Source organism: Bacillus sp. FSL K6-1003, from assembly GCF_037964945.1.
Lineage (GTDB): Bacteria > Bacillota > Bacilli > Bacillales > Bacillaceae > Bacillus > Bacillus mojavensis.
Map to the genome: position 1 here is coordinate 3,219,921 of NZ_CP150176.1, position 14,702 is coordinate 3,234,622.

At 46.0% G+C, this 14,702-nt stretch carries 14 protein-coding genes and 1 other RNA gene; 1 reads left to right on the forward strand and 14 read right to left on the reverse strand.

The features are described from left to right. Positions 1-68: 68 nt before the first annotated feature. From NSU16_RS16500 to csoR, 4 genes are all read right to left on the reverse strand, one after another. A complete protein-coding gene (locus tag NSU16_RS16500) occupies positions 69-2,180 on the reverse strand; it encodes a heavy metal translocating P-type ATPase (protein ID WP_339191522.1) in 2,112 nt (703 codons plus the stop codon). Positions 2,181-2,348: 168 nt separating this feature from the next. Next, positions 2,349-4,760, reverse strand: coding sequence for a copper-exporting P-type ATPase CopA (gene copA / locus NSU16_RS16505; protein ID WP_168748744.1), 2,412 nt, complete (start codon positions 4,758-4,760; stop codon positions 2,349-2,351). An 83-nt stretch (positions 4,761-4,843) separates the two neighbouring features. Next, the gene (gene copZ / locus NSU16_RS16510; protein ID WP_339191525.1) at positions 4,844-5,053 is read right to left on the reverse strand and encodes a copper chaperone CopZ; all 210 of its coding nucleotides are present in this window, start codon (positions 5,051-5,053) and stop codon (positions 4,844-4,846) included. A 76-nt stretch (positions 5,054-5,129) separates the two neighbouring features. After that, complete coding sequence (gene csoR, locus NSU16_RS16515) at positions 5,130-5,432, reverse strand: copper-sensing transcriptional repressor CsoR (RefSeq protein WP_010331880.1); 303 nt, start codon at positions 5,430-5,432, stop codon at positions 5,130-5,132. 157 nt (positions 5,433-5,589) lie between these two features. On the opposite strand from csoR, the gene NSU16_RS16520 reads away from it, so the two are divergent. Beyond that, positions 5,590-6,636 carry an oxidoreductase gene (locus tag NSU16_RS16520; RefSeq protein WP_339191527.1) on the forward strand — a complete coding sequence of 349 codons (1,047 nt, stop codon included), beginning with the start codon at positions 5,590-5,592 and terminating at the stop codon, positions 6,634-6,636. A gap of 35 nt (positions 6,637-6,671) precedes the next feature. On the opposite strand, the gene azoRB is transcribed toward NSU16_RS16520, so the two are convergent. The 10 genes from azoRB to smpB all read right to left on the reverse strand — a co-directional run bounded on the left by azoRB (position 6,672) and on the right by smpB (position 14,603). Then, entirely contained in the window at positions 6,672-7,298 is a 627-nt protein-coding gene (gene azoRB, locus NSU16_RS16525) for an FMN-dependent NADH-azoreductase AzoRB (protein ID WP_168748747.1), read from the reverse strand. A gap of 161 nt (positions 7,299-7,459) precedes the next feature. Continuing rightward, a complete protein-coding gene (locus tag NSU16_RS16530; RefSeq protein WP_339191528.1) occupies positions 7,460-9,358 on the reverse strand; it encodes an FUSC family protein in 1,899 nt (632 codons plus the stop codon). A 138-nt stretch (positions 9,359-9,496) separates the two neighbouring features. Beyond that, positions 9,497-10,153, reverse strand: coding sequence for a GntR family transcriptional regulator (locus NSU16_RS16535; RefSeq protein ID WP_339191530.1), 657 nt, complete (start codon positions 10,151-10,153; stop codon positions 9,497-9,499). Between the two features lie 6 nt (positions 10,154-10,159). Continuing rightward, a complete protein-coding gene (locus tag NSU16_RS16540; RefSeq protein WP_326332048.1) occupies positions 10,160-11,101 on the reverse strand; it encodes a DMT family transporter in 942 nt (313 codons plus the stop codon). 93 nt (positions 11,102-11,194) lie between these two features. Continuing rightward, positions 11,195-11,584, reverse strand: a complete 390-nt coding sequence (locus NSU16_RS16545) for a YvaD family protein (protein WP_168748751.1) — start codon at positions 11,582-11,584, stop codon at positions 11,195-11,197. A gap of 1 nt (position 11,585) precedes the next feature. Beyond that, positions 11,586-11,939, reverse strand: a complete 354-nt coding sequence (locus NSU16_RS16550; protein WP_339191532.1) for a multidrug efflux SMR transporter — start codon at positions 11,937-11,939, stop codon at positions 11,586-11,588. A 15-nt stretch (positions 11,940-11,954) separates the two neighbouring features. Further along, positions 11,955-12,509 (reverse strand): TetR/AcrR family transcriptional regulator, encoded by a 555-nt coding sequence (locus NSU16_RS16555; protein WP_026014608.1) that lies wholly within the window; start codon positions 12,507-12,509, stop codon positions 11,955-11,957. A 113-nt stretch (positions 12,510-12,622) separates the two neighbouring features. Then, positions 12,623-13,417 carry an SDR family oxidoreductase gene (locus tag NSU16_RS16560; RefSeq protein WP_268449167.1) on the reverse strand — a complete coding sequence of 265 codons (795 nt, stop codon included), beginning with the start codon at positions 13,415-13,417 and terminating at the stop codon, positions 12,623-12,625. 178 nt (positions 13,418-13,595) lie between these two features. After that, positions 13,596-13,958: a transfer-messenger RNA gene (gene ssrA / locus NSU16_RS16565) on the reverse strand. 174 nt (positions 13,959-14,132) lie between these two features. Next, complete coding sequence (gene smpB / locus NSU16_RS16570) at positions 14,133-14,603, reverse strand: SsrA-binding protein (RefSeq protein ID WP_010331890.1); 471 nt, start codon at positions 14,601-14,603, stop codon at positions 14,133-14,135. Between the last annotated feature and the right edge of the window lie 99 nt (positions 14,604-14,702).

Here is a 14,702-nt window from a genome sequence, read left to right on the forward strand (position 1 = left end):
CCACTTCTTTATTTTAACAAGACAACCGTCTATAAGAAAAGCCCGAAATAGTGAATTCTGTCCGACAATTATCTCATTTTGAGGCGCATCACACGCATGGCGTTTGCAACAGCAAGAAGCGTAACACCGACATCTGAGAAAACCGCCTCCCACATGGTCGCAAATCCAAACGCTCCGAGTAAGAGGAAAATAGCCTTAACACCTAAAGCAAAGCCGATGTTTTGCCACACGATTCGCCGAGTCCGTTTGGCAATCCGAATCGCTTCCGCTATTTTCGACGGCTGATCTGTCATCAGCACAACATCCGCGGCTTCTACAGCTGCATCTGATCCGAGTCCGCCCATCGCCGCTCCGATATCCGCGCGCGCAAGCACCGGCGTGTCATTAATTCCGTCACCGACAAAAATGAGCTTTTCATTCGGGAGCAGCTTCAATTCCAGTGCTTCTACCCGCTCCACTTTATCCTCCGGCAGCAGCTCCGCATAAACCTCGTCGAGGCCGAGCTGTTTTCCGACTGTTTCTCCTGTCTGTTTTGAATCGCCCGTCAGCATGACTGTCTGTTTGATACCGAGTGATTTCAAATCTGCGATTGCTTGTTTTGCGTCTTCCTTTACTTCATCTGCTATGATGATCGCCCCGGCATAGCGCTGATCAATAGCCACGTGAACAATTGTACCGGCGTTTTCATCCGGGACGCTCTTAATCTGTTCTCTTTCCATCAGCTTCTTGTTCCCCGCAAGGATTTCTTTTCCGTTCACCTTAGCGAAAATACCGTGGCCGGATATTTCCTCATATGACTCGATTTTGTCTGGAGAAAGCGGCTTACCATAGGCTTTCCGGACAGATTCTGCAATCGGGTGCTGAGAGTGAAGCTCAGCGTATGCCGCGGCTTCGAGTAAAGTCTCCTTCGAAAGGCCTTCCGCAGGTTTGATCTCTGTCACTTCAAAGCTGCCTTTTGTCAGGGTGCCTGTTTTATCAAACACAGCGTACTTCACTTGATGTAAGGCTTCTAAATAATTGCTTCCTTTCACAAGCACCCCGGCCTTCGAAGCTGCGCCGATTCCGCCGAAGAAACCGAGCGGAATTGAGACAACAAGGGCGCATGGGCATGAAATGACTAAGAAAATAAGCGCGCGGTACACCCAATCAGAAAGTAAAGCGCCAGGAATAACCAGCGGCGGGACAAATGCAAGCAGAGCGGCGATGATGACGACAGCCGGTGTATAATACTTGGCAAACTTCGTGATAAAGTTTTCAGTCCGCGCTTTGCGGCTGCTCGCATTTTGAACCATATCTAATATTTTGGATACCGCGGAATCCTTATAGCCTTTTGTTACTTCGATATGCAGAACGCCGTTTTGATTGATAAAGCCGGACATGACTTCTTGTCCTTCTGCCGCTTTTCTTGGAACAGATTCTCCTGTCAGCGCTGATGTATCAACCATCGCTGATCCCTGTACGACTTTTCCGTCCAGCGGGATGCTTTCTCCCGGGTTGACGACAATGATATCTCCTGTTTGCACGTCCTCCGGAGAAACGGTCTTGATGCCGTCCCCTATTTTCATATTGGCGTAATCCGGCCTGATATCCATTAATGCACTGATCGATTTTCTTGAACGGCTGACCGCGGCTCCTTGAAACAGCTCACCGATTTGATAAAACAGCATTACAGCAACGCCTTCCGGGTATTGCTGAATCAAAAAAGCGCCGATTGTAGCAAGAGCCATTAAAAAATGTTCATCAAACACTTGTCCGCGGCTGATGTTTTTGACCGCTCGAACGACAATATCCCCCCCAATTATCAAGTAGGCGGCAAAGAATAATAAAAATTCCAGTATTGGGCCGGCATGAATCAAATATGCCGCTGCTCCGAGAATGACCGCTGCTGCCATTCTGATCAGCATATTGATCATTCTTTTTCGATAACCGTCATCTGCTGATTTCTTTTTATGTTTCGGACGAACAGTTACATGAGGATCAATTGATTTTACTTTTTTCTCGACCTTATTGGTGACCCATTGTTCTTCTTTGCCATCGGCTGAGACAGTCAGTGTGCTTGCTGCAAAGTTAACCGCGCATCCGTCAACGCCTTTGATGCCTTTGACGCCATTTTCAATTTTTTGTGCGCAGTTGCTGCAATCCAAACCGTCCAGAACATATTCCCGCTTCACTTGTTTCATTTGTCTCACCTTACCTTCCGATTTAGGATTCCCTCATCAAAGCAGATGAATGAGTGTGAGTATTAAAATTACATATATGAGCATATACTCATATACTAGTTACATTTATTATATGGTGTCTTCCAAGAAAGTGTCAATGAAAAATAAAAACCGGCAAAACACCGGTTTTTATTTTACTTTTTGCAGACGCAATGCATTCAGAACAACAGATACAGAGCTAAAAGCCATTGCCGCTCCCGCTATCCATGGCGCTAAAAATCCAAGGGCCGCGACTGGAATGCCGAGACTGTTATAGCCAAGTGCCCAGAATAAGTTTTGTTTAATGTTTTTCATGGTAAGTCTGCTCATACGGATGGCGTCCGCAATACTGTTCAGATCACCGCGAATGAGCGTGATGTCCGCTGTTTCCATCGCGATGTCGGTGCCTGTTCCAATTGCCATGCCGATATCCGCTGTGGCAAGCGCGGGTGCATCGTTGATTCCATCACCGACCATTGCTGTCTGGCGTCCTTCTTTTTGCAGGCGGGAAATTTCCGCTGCCTTTTGCTCAGGAAGGACCTCAGCAATGACGCTGGCAATTCCAGCTTCCTTCGCAATTGCTTCTGCCGTTCTGCGATTGTCCCCGGTCATCATGATGACATCCAGCCCCATCTCTTTCAGGCGGGTGACTGCCTCCCGCGATGTGTCTTTTATCGTATCGGCAACCGCTATAAGTCCCGCTGCGGCACCATCAATGGACACGAGCATCACTGTTTTCCCTTCTCCTTCAAGCTCCTCCATCCGAGGAAGAAGAGCCTCATGCTCAATCCGTTCGCTCTCCATTAACCGTCTTGTGCCGACGAGTATCGTTTTGCCTCCGGCTTCGGCTGATATACCCGCGCCTACTTTTGCTTCAAAATGGGTCAGCTTTGGTATCTCCAGCCCTTTATCTTTCACACCGGCAACGATCGCTTCACCTAGCGGGTGTTCCGAGCCCGTCTCAGCAGCTGCTGCGAACCGGAGCAGCTCTGTTTCTTCAAAGGCATCAGATGGAAGGGCATCCGTCAGCTTCGGCTTTCCGTTTGTCACTGTTCCTGTTTTATCAAGAACAATGGTATCAAGGCGATGTGTTTTTTCTAAATGCTCTCCGCCTTTAAAAAGAATGCCAAATTCAGCCGCCCGTCCGGATCCTGCCATAATGCTTGTCGGGGTGGCAAGTCCCAGTGCACATGGACAGGCGATGACGAGAACCGCAATAAACTTGCTGATCGCTTCAGCAAAATCACCTGGAGACGCCCAAAGATACCAAATAAGGAACGTGAGAACGGCGATCCCCAATACAATCGGCACAAAAATGCCGGAGATCTGGTCGGCGAGACGCTGAATCGGCGCTTTTGATCCCTGTGCTTCCTCCACAATTTTGATGATATGAGAAAGCGCTGTTTCTTTCCCGACGTTCACAGCCTTGATTTTCAGAAAACCGTTTGAGTTCACAGTCGCCCCTGTCACGCTGTCACCGGGAGATTTGTCAACGGGAAGACTTTCTCCTGTGATCATGGATTCATCTACAGCCGAGCGGCCTTCCAGCACCTCTCCATCGACAGGAATTCGTTCGCCTGGTTTGACATGAACAATATCACCAACAGCCACTTCATCTATCGGGATGATTTGCTCCTGTCCGTCTCTTACAACCGCCGCTGTTTTGGCTTGCAGCTTCATGAGCTTTTTAATCGCATCTGATGAGCGCCCTTTCGCCTTTGTTTCAAACAGCTTTCCTAACAAAATGAGCGTCAGCAAAATCGCGCTAGTTTCATAGTAAAGGCCGTCAGTATGCCCATGGGAACCGAGGCTTTGAATCGTAAGATAAAGACTGTAAGCATAAGCAGCCGTTGTTCCGAGTGCAACCAATACATCCATATTGGCGCTTTTATTTCTGAGCGCCTTATATGCGCCGACGTAAAACGGCCAGCCGATCAAAAACTGCACCGGAGTCGCAAGGGCAAATTGCATCCACGGATTGAGGAATAAATCCGGCACCCAAATGAACGAAGTAAATGTAAAATGGCTCACCATTGCCCACAGCAAAGGAAATGACAGAATAGCTGAAAAGATCAGTCTCGCTGTTTGCTGCCGTTCTTCTTTCTTTTTAGAAGCAGCGGCTTCGCTATCCTCATCGCCTTTCAGCTTAAGCTTATATCCGAGCTTATCAACGGCTTCTTTAAAATCGCTGACAGCCGCTTCTTTTGGGTTGTATTCAACTGTCACAGTTTCTAAAGCAAAGTTCACCGGAGCATTTGTAACGCCTTCTAATTTGTTAAGCCGTTTTTCAATCCGATTGGCGCATGCCGCACAGGTCATGCCCTCAATATCAAACTCAGCTTTTTCCGTTACGACGTGATAGCCCAGTTTTTCTATTTTTTCTTGGATTTTTTCTGTTCCTGTTTCAGCAGGGTCATAGGTGACATTTGACGTTTCCGTCGCCAGATTCACATTGGCGTCTGTGACACCAGGCATCCGTTTCAAGCCTTTTTCAATTCTGGCGGCACACGCCGCACAAGTCATACCAGATACTTGCATCGCAATTTCCTTTTGCTCACTCAATACACTCACTCCTTTATATACACCAGGGGGGTATATAAAAATGAAAGAAATATCGCACCTTCATCAAGGTGCGATACCGTGAATCAGTTGGCTACATCATAGCCTTGGTCTTCTATCGCATCCGCAATGTCTTTGACTGACACTTTGCCGGCATCAAACGTGACATCAACTTTCCCTGCTTCAAGATGAACGCGAACAGCGCTAACGCCGTCCAGCTCTCCCACACTCGTTTCAACTGCTTTGACGCAGTGCTGACAAGACATGCCTTCAACTTGTAATGTTTTGTGTTCCATATCAATACCTCCTATTTGTTTTGTCTGTTTTCATCCTACCATACCCCCGTAGGGTATTACAATGATGAAAGCATGATTATTTCGTTAATTTTTTAAATACGTCTAATAGCTCGGAAATGGCTTGGTCTCCGTCTCCGCTTTTGATGGCGTCTGCTACGCAATGATGGGCGTGATCTTCAAGCAAGTGGAGAGCCACTTTTTGCATCGCCGCCTGAACAGCTGAAATCTGCACAAGAATGTCAACGCAATATCGGTCGTTTTCCACCATATTTTGAATGCCTCTGACCTGGCCTTCAATCCGTTTCAATCGGTTTGTAATTTGATCCTTTTCTTTCGAGCTTTTATGGTTTAATGCTTTATGTTCATTATGCTTCTCCATGCGCACACCTCTGTTTCATATATTAATTCCCATTATACTGATTGTCCAAACCGTTGTCTAAGCTTGCGGCGGCAAAAAAATTCACTATGCAGGTTTTACCATTTGAAGAAAAGGGTATATACCTTTATCAAAGCACTTTTAAAAGGGGAGAAGAAAAGTGGATACGATACAGGTAGGGATATTAGGGTATGGACTGTCAGGCTCTGTCTTTCACGCGCCGCTGCTTGCCGTTCTGGATGAGTATCATATCAGCAAGGTGATGACGTCGCGAACGGAAGAGGTGAAGCGTGATTTCCCTGATGCCGAAGTAGTGCATGAGCTTGAGGAGATGACAAATGACCCGGCAATTGAGCTTGTCATCGTCACCACTCCGAGCGGCCTCCACTACGAGCACGCATTGGCATGCATTCAGGCGGGAAAACATGTCGTCATCGAAAAACCAATGACAGCCACTGCTGAAGAAGGGGAAAAATTAAAAAAAGCAGCCGACGAACGAGGCGTATTGTTAAGCGTATACCATAACAGACGATGGGATAATGACTTTTTAACAATTAAAAAACTGATTGATGACGGGTCTCTTGAAGATATCAATACATATCAGGTCTCCTATGACCGATACAAACCAGAGGTTCAAGCAAGATGGCGGGAAAAAGAAGGGGCTGCCACCGGTACGCTGTATGATCTCGGCTCCCATATCATAGACCAGGCACTGCATTTATTCGGAATGCCTAAAGCTGTAACCGCAAAAGTCATGGCTCAAAGAGAACATGCTGAAACCGTTGATTATTTTCATCTGACAATGGATTACGGTAAGCTTCAAGCCATTCTATACGGCGGATCAATCGCCGCGGCAAACGGCCCGCGTTATCAAATTCACGGACAGCATTCAAGTTTTATCAAATACGGGATCGACGGACAGGAAGATGCCCTCAGAGCCGGAAAAAAACCGGAGAATGACAGCTGGGGTGCGGATGATCCCGAATCATACGGTCAGCTGACAACAGTTCATGGCGAAAACAAAAAAACTGAAACCATTCCATCAGTTAACGGCTCTTACCTTACCTATTACCGCAAAATAGCGGACAGCATACGCAAAGGCGCGCCGCTCCCTGTCACAGCTGAAGAGGGAATTGATGTCATCCGGATTATTGAAGCGGCTGTGAAAAGCAGTGAAGAGAAACGGACCATTTCGTTAGAACAATAATTAAAGCCTCCCTTTATACGGGGAGGCTTTTTTCATTAGAATGTTTTTCCTGCTTCTTTTGCGCGGGCAATTGCATCTTCTTTGATTTGCTGTGCTTTGTCAGGCTCTGCATTATGGCCCTCTACGAAAATGCCATCGAAGGATGGAACGCCGAAGAAGTTCATCATAATGCCGATGTAGCGGTGGCCCATTTCCATTTCAGCCGCAGGGCCTTCTGAATAATAGCCGCCGCGCGCTTGAATGTGAATCGCTTTTTTATCAGTTAACAAGCCGACTGGACCTTGTTCAGTGTATTTAAAAGACTTTCCTGCTACTGCAACTGAATCAAGGTATGCTTTCATCACTGGCGGGAATGAGAAGTTCCATAGTGGCGTGACGAATACATATTTATCAGCAGATGCAAATTGATCGCTAAGCTCTCCTAAACGGCCCACTTTCGCTTTTTCGTTTTCAGAAAGTTCGTCGCCTGACTGGAGCTTGCCCCAGCCGCTGAATACATCAGCATCAATGTGAGGAATGTTTTCTTTGTACAAGTCGATATGTACAACTTCATCATTTGGATTTGCTTCTTTGTATGATTCAATAAACGCTTTACCTGTTGCCATGCTGTAAGAAGTCGCTTCATCATGCGGGTGAGCAGTGATATACAATACTTTTGCCATTTTTACCAGCCCTTTCAATTTTAAAATTACACATCCGTTATTATCATTCAGACGCGTCATGATTATTCTTTATCTCTTAAACCTTATTATAGGTGCAATAAAAATTGCTTTCAAATAAAATATCTCGAATTAAAGATTTTTTTCAAATCCGTACGAACAGCTTACTTTTCATAAGCTGTTCGCAAACCTGTATACAATGTGTAGAGCTCCCCGCTGATTCGCGGATAATACGGAAAACGCGGCACTTCTACAACAGCGGGCGGCATTTTCATCAGTACTGATTGCTCAGCCTGTTCAAAAAACGCTCTCAAATGGTTTATTTCTTGTTCAGAAACCGGAGAGGGCGGACGGTGATGGGCTTGAGCCGAGAGCAAATAATAACCTAAGTGCTGTACTCCAGAGATCGCCGCCCACAGCGTATCCGCTTTCGCTTTTGGAAAATCTCCAAGTGCTTTATCATATGCATCCCGAAGCCTGACTAAGCTCACTCTAAGCTGATGTCCGTCTATTTGCTGTCCTGCTAACAGCCTCTCCATAAACTGTCCTTCCAGCCGGATCACTTCCCTCATGTGTTCAGGCAGGCGTTTTGCTGAAAAACGTCTCCACAAAAGGATCGTTCCCAATAGCCCAATTGTGCTGCCGACAGCCACATCGGTCAGCCTCGCCGCTATAAAATAACCGGTCCCTAAGCCGCCATGCATGCTTTCTGTTATGACAAGCGCATTTGCGGTCAGAAAAGGAACCGCCAAAGCATAATTGCGGACAATCAGCATTTCAAGAAGAAATTGAAGCATTGTGATACATAAAGCGATATACACGCCGGCTGGCTTAAAGAACAGGATCGCCCCTGCCAGCATCACGCCAAGTACGGTTCCTGCCGAACGCTGAATAGCTCTATGCAGCGTAAAGACAACAGTCGTGCCCAGCATCACTGCCGCTGCAGAGAGCGGGATCCAATAAGAACGGTGAAAACCGAAGGCATTGGCAAACAAAGCAGCCGCAAACAGCACAATTCCATACTTTAATGCCCGAATCAAAACAGGTGACTTCCAGTCAAAGGCATTTCTCAGAAAATAATAGGAGGATGGCAGCCGGCTTGGCTCCGCATCCGATGGATCATCATTCCGTCCTGAAGCGATGCTCAAAACCTCGTTGATTCCTTCATACAGCTTCCGGGTTGGCTCCGCTTCATCCTCCTTGATCAGAAACGCATCGGAACAACGAGCCTGTCCAAGCATATCGGCAGTTTGGCGAAGTGCCTTTTCGAGCTGAACTGTATCTGCGTTTGGTGTTTCAGCAGAAAAATGAATGATGGCGATAAAGAGATTATCAGCTTTTTCCAGCAAGCGGATAAACCGTTCATCATGAGGCGACTTTCTCCATCTGTTTCCTTTGCCGAGCACCGTTTGACGGGCTGTTCTCAGCATCAGCACGGTCTGATGCTGCGCGTTATGAAAATCAGGAGCTCCGACAGCAGAAAGGCAAGATGCCAGCTGGCGGTATGTGGTTTGCAGCACTTCATTTTCCGGTCCATGTCTGTTATTGATCCAGCCAATCAAGGCGATTCCGGTGGCGAAAAGCCCGCCGGCAAATGTCAGTCCCGCTCTGAACGGAGCTTCTGAAGGATCTGCCGGCAAACCCGAACTCACCAAAAACGCAAGGACAAAAAACATGGGTGCTGGACCTTGAATCCCAAGCGCGCCAAAAATAAACATTGCAGCTGCCCCGATAAGCCCTAGAACAGCTGCCATGCTCCAAAAAGTCCCTGCCAACAGCATCCCCAGTCCAAACGAGACGGCGATCCCTATTGAAACAAACAGCAGCTTCAGGATACGTTTCGTATACGATTCCCCGCCTGCATATATAAAAACAAAACCGCCGATGCTTGCGGTTAGACCATAATCCGTGTGTCCCGACAATGCGCCGACAAACACAGGAAATCCTGAAGCGATGCCTGAACCGATCGCCTTTTTCCATGGAAAAGGAGTTGCATGAATGCGAAAGGCATCCTTGACGACACTTGGCACTGTTCTACGATTTTGATCAGAACACTTGTTCATATAACATAACCCTCTTCTACAACGAAATGATGTAGGTCTCTTCCCGTTTATTCGCCATAGTATGCCCAGAAACCGACTCATCTTCTCATTGGATATGCTCTCATCAAAAAAGACAGAGACCCATCTTCTCTGCCTTCATTACACAAGTTTTTTCGCAATGTCCTGCATTGGTTTGATCCAGTTGCTGTATGTCAGCTCAACCGCCTTTTTCCGGTCCTTCGCCTTATATGCTTGAATGATTTGCTTATGTTCTTCAATAGAATTCTGTGGAGACTTGAAAAAGAGGTACTCAAGCCGAAGAATATGCATATGAAGAACAGAGGTAAAATTGCTGATATATTCATTATCAGCCGCCTCAATAATCACATCATGAAACGCTTTATCAATGCCAAGCACTTCATAGATTTCGTTTTGATCAATTGCCGCTTTCATTTCGTGATTGATGGCTGTCAGCTGCTCTATATGAGACGATTGAATGTTTTCAATCGCCAATTCGGCAGCGGTGGACTGGAGAGACGCCATCGGCGGATAGACTTTGAAGACATCGTTTTTTTCAATCTGTGAAATTCGTGTTTCTTTTCCCGGCGACATTTCAACAAACCCCTGCATCTCTAATAATTGCAAGGCTTCTCTGACCGGTGTTCTGCTGACGCCAAGCGCTTTGGCTAATGCGTCATCATTCAATTTTTCTCCGGGCATGAGCACTCCTTCCACGATCCACTTTTGAATTTGCTCAAACGCAAGCTTTTTGGCAGTCTGCCGTTTCGGCTTCGGGGCATTTGACGGTATCGGCATAAAGCATCACCTCTGAATATTGTTTTTTAATGCTGCCGTTTTGCCGGCACTTTTCTTCTGTGAAAGGACAAAAATCATGACTAAAATGCATGCCGCTCCTGCCGCCTGAAACAACCCAAAGGACACGCCAAGCCAAAGAATAGAAGACGCGACTGCGGCAACTGGCTCTGTGCATCCCAGCATGCTCGCCTCTTGGGGAAATAAATATTTCAAGCTTTCTAGATACATGCAGAATCCCAATAACGTTCCGAAAATGACAATAAAAGCGACCGATACAATTCCAGAAACCGTCCAGCCTTCTGCCTGGACAGCCCAAGGCGGATGAATAAAGCTCATGCCGACGCCCCCGATCAGCATCCCCCAGCCTATGACGATAGCCGACCCCCATGTTTTCAAAAGAGAACTGGAATACAGCGTATAGAAGGCAAGCGCGCCAGCAGACAGAATCCCCCACACAACAGACAAAGGAGAAACTGTTAAATTGCTGATGTTTCCATTCGTCAGCAGCAAAAAAGTGCCTCCTAAAGCCAACAAAAGCCCCAAAAAATCGAAAAACTGAAAGGAATTCTTTCGGGTTAGAAGCAAATACAGCATAATCAGAACAGGCGCTAAGTATTGGAGCAGCGTGGCCACCGCTGCGTTCCCGTTGCCGATTGAAGCTAAAAATGTATACTGAACACCCAGCATGCCGGCAATCCCGAAAACAATAAGCTGGACAGCCGCTTTTTTATCTTTCCATATGCCCCAAACTGCCCTCCTGTTTTTACCGGCGGATACTATAATCAGCACCAACAGGCCTGATAACAGTAAACGCACCGTTACAAGCCACTCCACCGATACATCACTCGTTTCAAATAAATGCTGGGCAACCGTACCCGATAATCCCCAAAAAGCGGCTCCGACAATCACCATAAAAAAGCCGTACAACCGTTGTTTCTGAGTCGCCAACGTATATCCTCCTGACATGTAATATGCAATATATTACATATTGTATCGTTAAATTTTCTGAAAACAAGGTGTTTTCGATAAATAAAAGCAGTGCTACTCGCACTGCTTAGATAAAAGTCTGTGAATAAAAAATAAAGGATAAATCAACAGGTATCCATTAAACAGCCACCATGCAAGATCAAAATCCCCGCTAAATGTCCAGAATGATAAAGCCTGAAGGCCTGAACAGAAGGTCAGCACAAGAGAAATCAGCGCCATTTGCCTCCATATTGCTCTTTTGACGCGCTGCAAATACAAGCTGTACAAACCAGTCATGGAGATTAAAATATCCAAGGGAAAAAAGGACCAATTCCAAGCGATCATAAACGGATCTTGATAATGTTTAAAGGCCCAGCTTTCCGGCATTAATGAAAAGCCGGCAGACAGCCAGTACAATATAAAACCGATATCAGTCACGAGAAAGAACAGTTTCATCACTCTCATGTTACTGCTCACTTTTATGTACCGTTTGAGGCTCCGCCCCTTGATCGATCAGGTTTAAAGACACAACACCGGCAATAATCAGCCCGATTGAAATCAGTTTCATGACACTTATATTCTCTTGAAAATACAAAAACCCAACAATTGTGATCAGGACAATGCCCATCCCCGACCAGACTGCGTAAGCAACAGATACATCGATAGATTTGAGCGTAAGCGTCAGAAAGAAAAGACTCCCGCCATAAAAAAACATCAATAGCACGCTCGGCAGAAGCCTCGTAAAACCCGATGAAAGCTTCATACTGACTGTTCCGGCAACTTCAAATAAAATGGCCATACATAAAAACATCCACTGCACGCGCCACCAGCCTCCTCATTTTTCTGTTATGCCGTTACATAATACATCTACGATTGATTCAAGAACCTCTCCTGTTGTGTACTGATGTTTAAGGGGATAATCAGGATCGTACACTTGGTTGATGCTCCCTATATACATTTGAACCAATAAATCTATATTGATGTTTCTGATCTTCTTTTGCTCCTTGCATTCGTTTAACAAATCGATAACAACTGACCATTCTTCCTTCATAAAGATGTCTAATGTGAGCCACGCATCGTAATGGGATTTCTTCAGCTCTTGTAATAACCCCATGTTCAGCAGTTCCATTTCCTTTGGAAGACCGATCAGCAATTGCTTCACCTTTTCAAGCGCATCTAGGGTCTCATCTTCATAGATGCTTTTTTCCATTTGCTTCATCTCTGAGATGAACTGCTCCACGACGGCCTCCGCAAGCTGATCTTTCGACGAATAGTGCGCATAAAGCGTCCGCTTGCTTGTTCCAAGCGCTGCCGCCAGATCGTTCATTGTAAATGAAAAACCTTTCTGTCTGATCAGCCGAATGGTTTCCGCCAATATTCTTTTCTCCAAATCAACCACCTCGCTTTTGGTACTATAAAAACTATTTCGGTACCAATATTATACGATAGCAGGTTCTGGAAATCAATATAATAAAAAAACCTCATCCCAGAGGGAGAGGTTTTCTAAAAGACGCTGCGGACCAAGCCGCCGTCCGCCCGCAGTGCCGCGCCATTAATTGCGGAAGACAGCGGACTGCTTAGGAATGTAACAAAATGGGCAATTTCTTCCGGCCGAATCAGCCTTTGGATAATTGAAGTCGGACGGTTTTCCTTCATAAAACGGGTCTCGGCTTCTTGAACAGTCAGGTTTTCACCAGGATAAAGAGAGTTCAGCATTGTTTCCACTCCCTCTGTTAAGGTTGAACCCGGCATGACTGTATTTACCGTTACATTTGTGCCGGTTGCCAGCTCAGCCAAGCTGCGGGAAATGGAAAGCTGCATCGTTTTCGTCGCGCTGTAATGGGCCATTTCCTGTGAAGGCATGATTGCCGCTTCACTGGCAATAAAAATCACCCGGCCTTCTTTTTTCTCTATCATCTTGTGTAAATACTTGCGTGTGAGCCTCACACCGCTCATAATATTCACTTCAAAAAATCGGAACCACTCCTCATCAGGAATATCAAAATACTCCGCCGGTTCAAAAATCCCTAAATTATTGACCAAAATATCAACCTGCGGATATGCCTGAAACAGGTCATTGCAGCCTTCATCGGTTCCAAGGTCAAATGCGGCCGGATGAAACACAGCCTCTGCATGCTGTTTTTTTAAATCGTCTATCGTCTGATTCACTTTTTCTTCCCGGCGTCCGTTAATGATAACCGCCGCGCCTTCTTCCGCTAACGAAGCGGCAATCGCTTTGCCGATCCCCGACGTTGAGCCAGTCACCAGTGCGGTTTTTCCATGCAAATTCAGCTTCATTGGTTCATCCCTCCGTTTTTGTTTCCTCTTATTTATTAACAGAAATGTGATTGGTGAAACATCTGCTGTAAAACCAGTATGAAACAGCTGGGATTGAAATGGAAGTACGCACTTTTTGGTGCCTGTTATACGAAAAAAAAAGCAGAACCTGTAAAAGGTTCTGCTTTTTTTGCATTATGTATGGAGACGGTGGGAGTCGAACCCACGTCCAGAAACATCGATTACTTAAGCGTCTACGAGCGTAGCCTGCATACTTATGTTTTCACTCATCTTCTTGCCTGCGGGCGGGCCTTCCGAGAGCTAGTCTGTTTGTCTCTTCTTACGTTCTCAGACAGGAACGCAAGCGTAGCCTACTTGGATGTGCTCTTCACAGACACATAGGCAATGTCAGGAAGAGCTCGCTGCGCTTATTAGGCAGCTAATGCTACGTTTTGGTTAAAACTGTTAGTTTTGCCAGTTATATTTATGTGCGTGTTTACGAGATCGCCTCTCGGCTCGCAGCTCAAGCTCGATCCATCCCTGTCGAATCCGTAACGTCCCCTTGTTATAAGGGAAATACGGGAGAAATATCAAGCTCTCACTCAAACTGGCTACATTCCTATTATAACATGATCACGGCTTATTTCAATTGACAAATCCTTCAAGAAAAGACCGTGTCATCTCATCGTGAAATCAGTATAGCACAGGCTGGATTTCAGTATCAAGCGTTATGCTTTTAGAACCCTTTTTGACTGTCTCTGAACGCTCTTTCAATTTCACGCTTCGCATCCTTGCGCTTCAGATCTTCACGTTTGTCATAGTTTTTCTTCCCTTTACCCAGACCGAGAAGAACTTTGGCAAAGCCGTTCTTCAAATATAGCTTGAGCGGAACGAGAGAATAACCTTTTTCCTTCGTTAAGCCGATCAGCTTATTAATTTCCTTACGGTGCATTAACAGCTTTCTTGTCCGGAGCGGATCGTGGTTATAACGGTTTCCCTGCTCATACGGGCTGACGTGCATATTGTGGAGAAATACTTCTCCCCGTTCAATTTTGGCGAAGGAATCCTTAAGGTTCACGCGGCCGGCGCGAATTGCTTTGATTTCTGTTCCTTGCAATACAATGCCTGTTTCATATGTTTCTTCTATAAAATAATCGTGATTGGCTTTTTTGTTTTGAGATAATACTTTTCCTGACCCTTTCGGCATGCCAGAACCTCCTCTCACTAAGGAAAACTGTCCACCTTTGCGATACGCTCTATTTTACCAAATGTCACGCATGGCGACAATGAAAAGCTGTTTCCGAAA

Excerpts from the sequence above, each read along its gene's own strand:
- NSU16_RS16500 (WP_339191522.1), bottom strand. The coding sequence starts at position 2,180 with ATGAAACAAGTGAAGCGGGAATATGTTCTGGACGGTTTGGATTGCAGC.
- copZ (WP_339191525.1), bottom strand. The coding sequence starts at position 5,053 with ATGGAACACAAAACATTACAAGTTGAAGGCATGTCTTGTCAGCACTGC.
- csoR (WP_010331880.1), bottom strand. The coding sequence starts at position 5,432 with ATGGAGAAGCATAATGAACATAAAGCATTAAACCATAAAAGCTCGAAA.
- azoRB (WP_168748747.1), bottom strand. The coding sequence starts at position 7,298 with ATGGCAAAAGTATTGTATATCACTGCTCACCCGCATGATGAAGCGACT.
- NSU16_RS16530 (WP_339191528.1), bottom strand. The coding sequence starts at position 9,358 with ATGAACAAGTGTTCTGATCAAAATCGTAGAACAGTGCCAAGTGTCGTC.
- NSU16_RS16535 (WP_339191530.1), bottom strand. The coding sequence starts at position 10,153 with ATGCCGATACCGTCAAATGCCCCGAAGCCGAAACGGCAGACTGCCAAA.
- NSU16_RS16545 (WP_168748751.1), bottom strand. The coding sequence starts at position 11,584 with ATGAGAGTGATGAAACTGTTCTTTCTCGTGACTGATATCGGTTTTATA.
- NSU16_RS16560 (WP_268449167.1), bottom strand. The coding sequence starts at position 13,417 with ATGAAGCTGAATTTGCATGGAAAAACCGCACTGGTGACTGGCTCAACG.
- smpB (WP_010331890.1), bottom strand. The coding sequence starts at position 14,603 with ATGCCGAAAGGGTCAGGAAAAGTATTATCTCAAAACAAAAAAGCCAAT.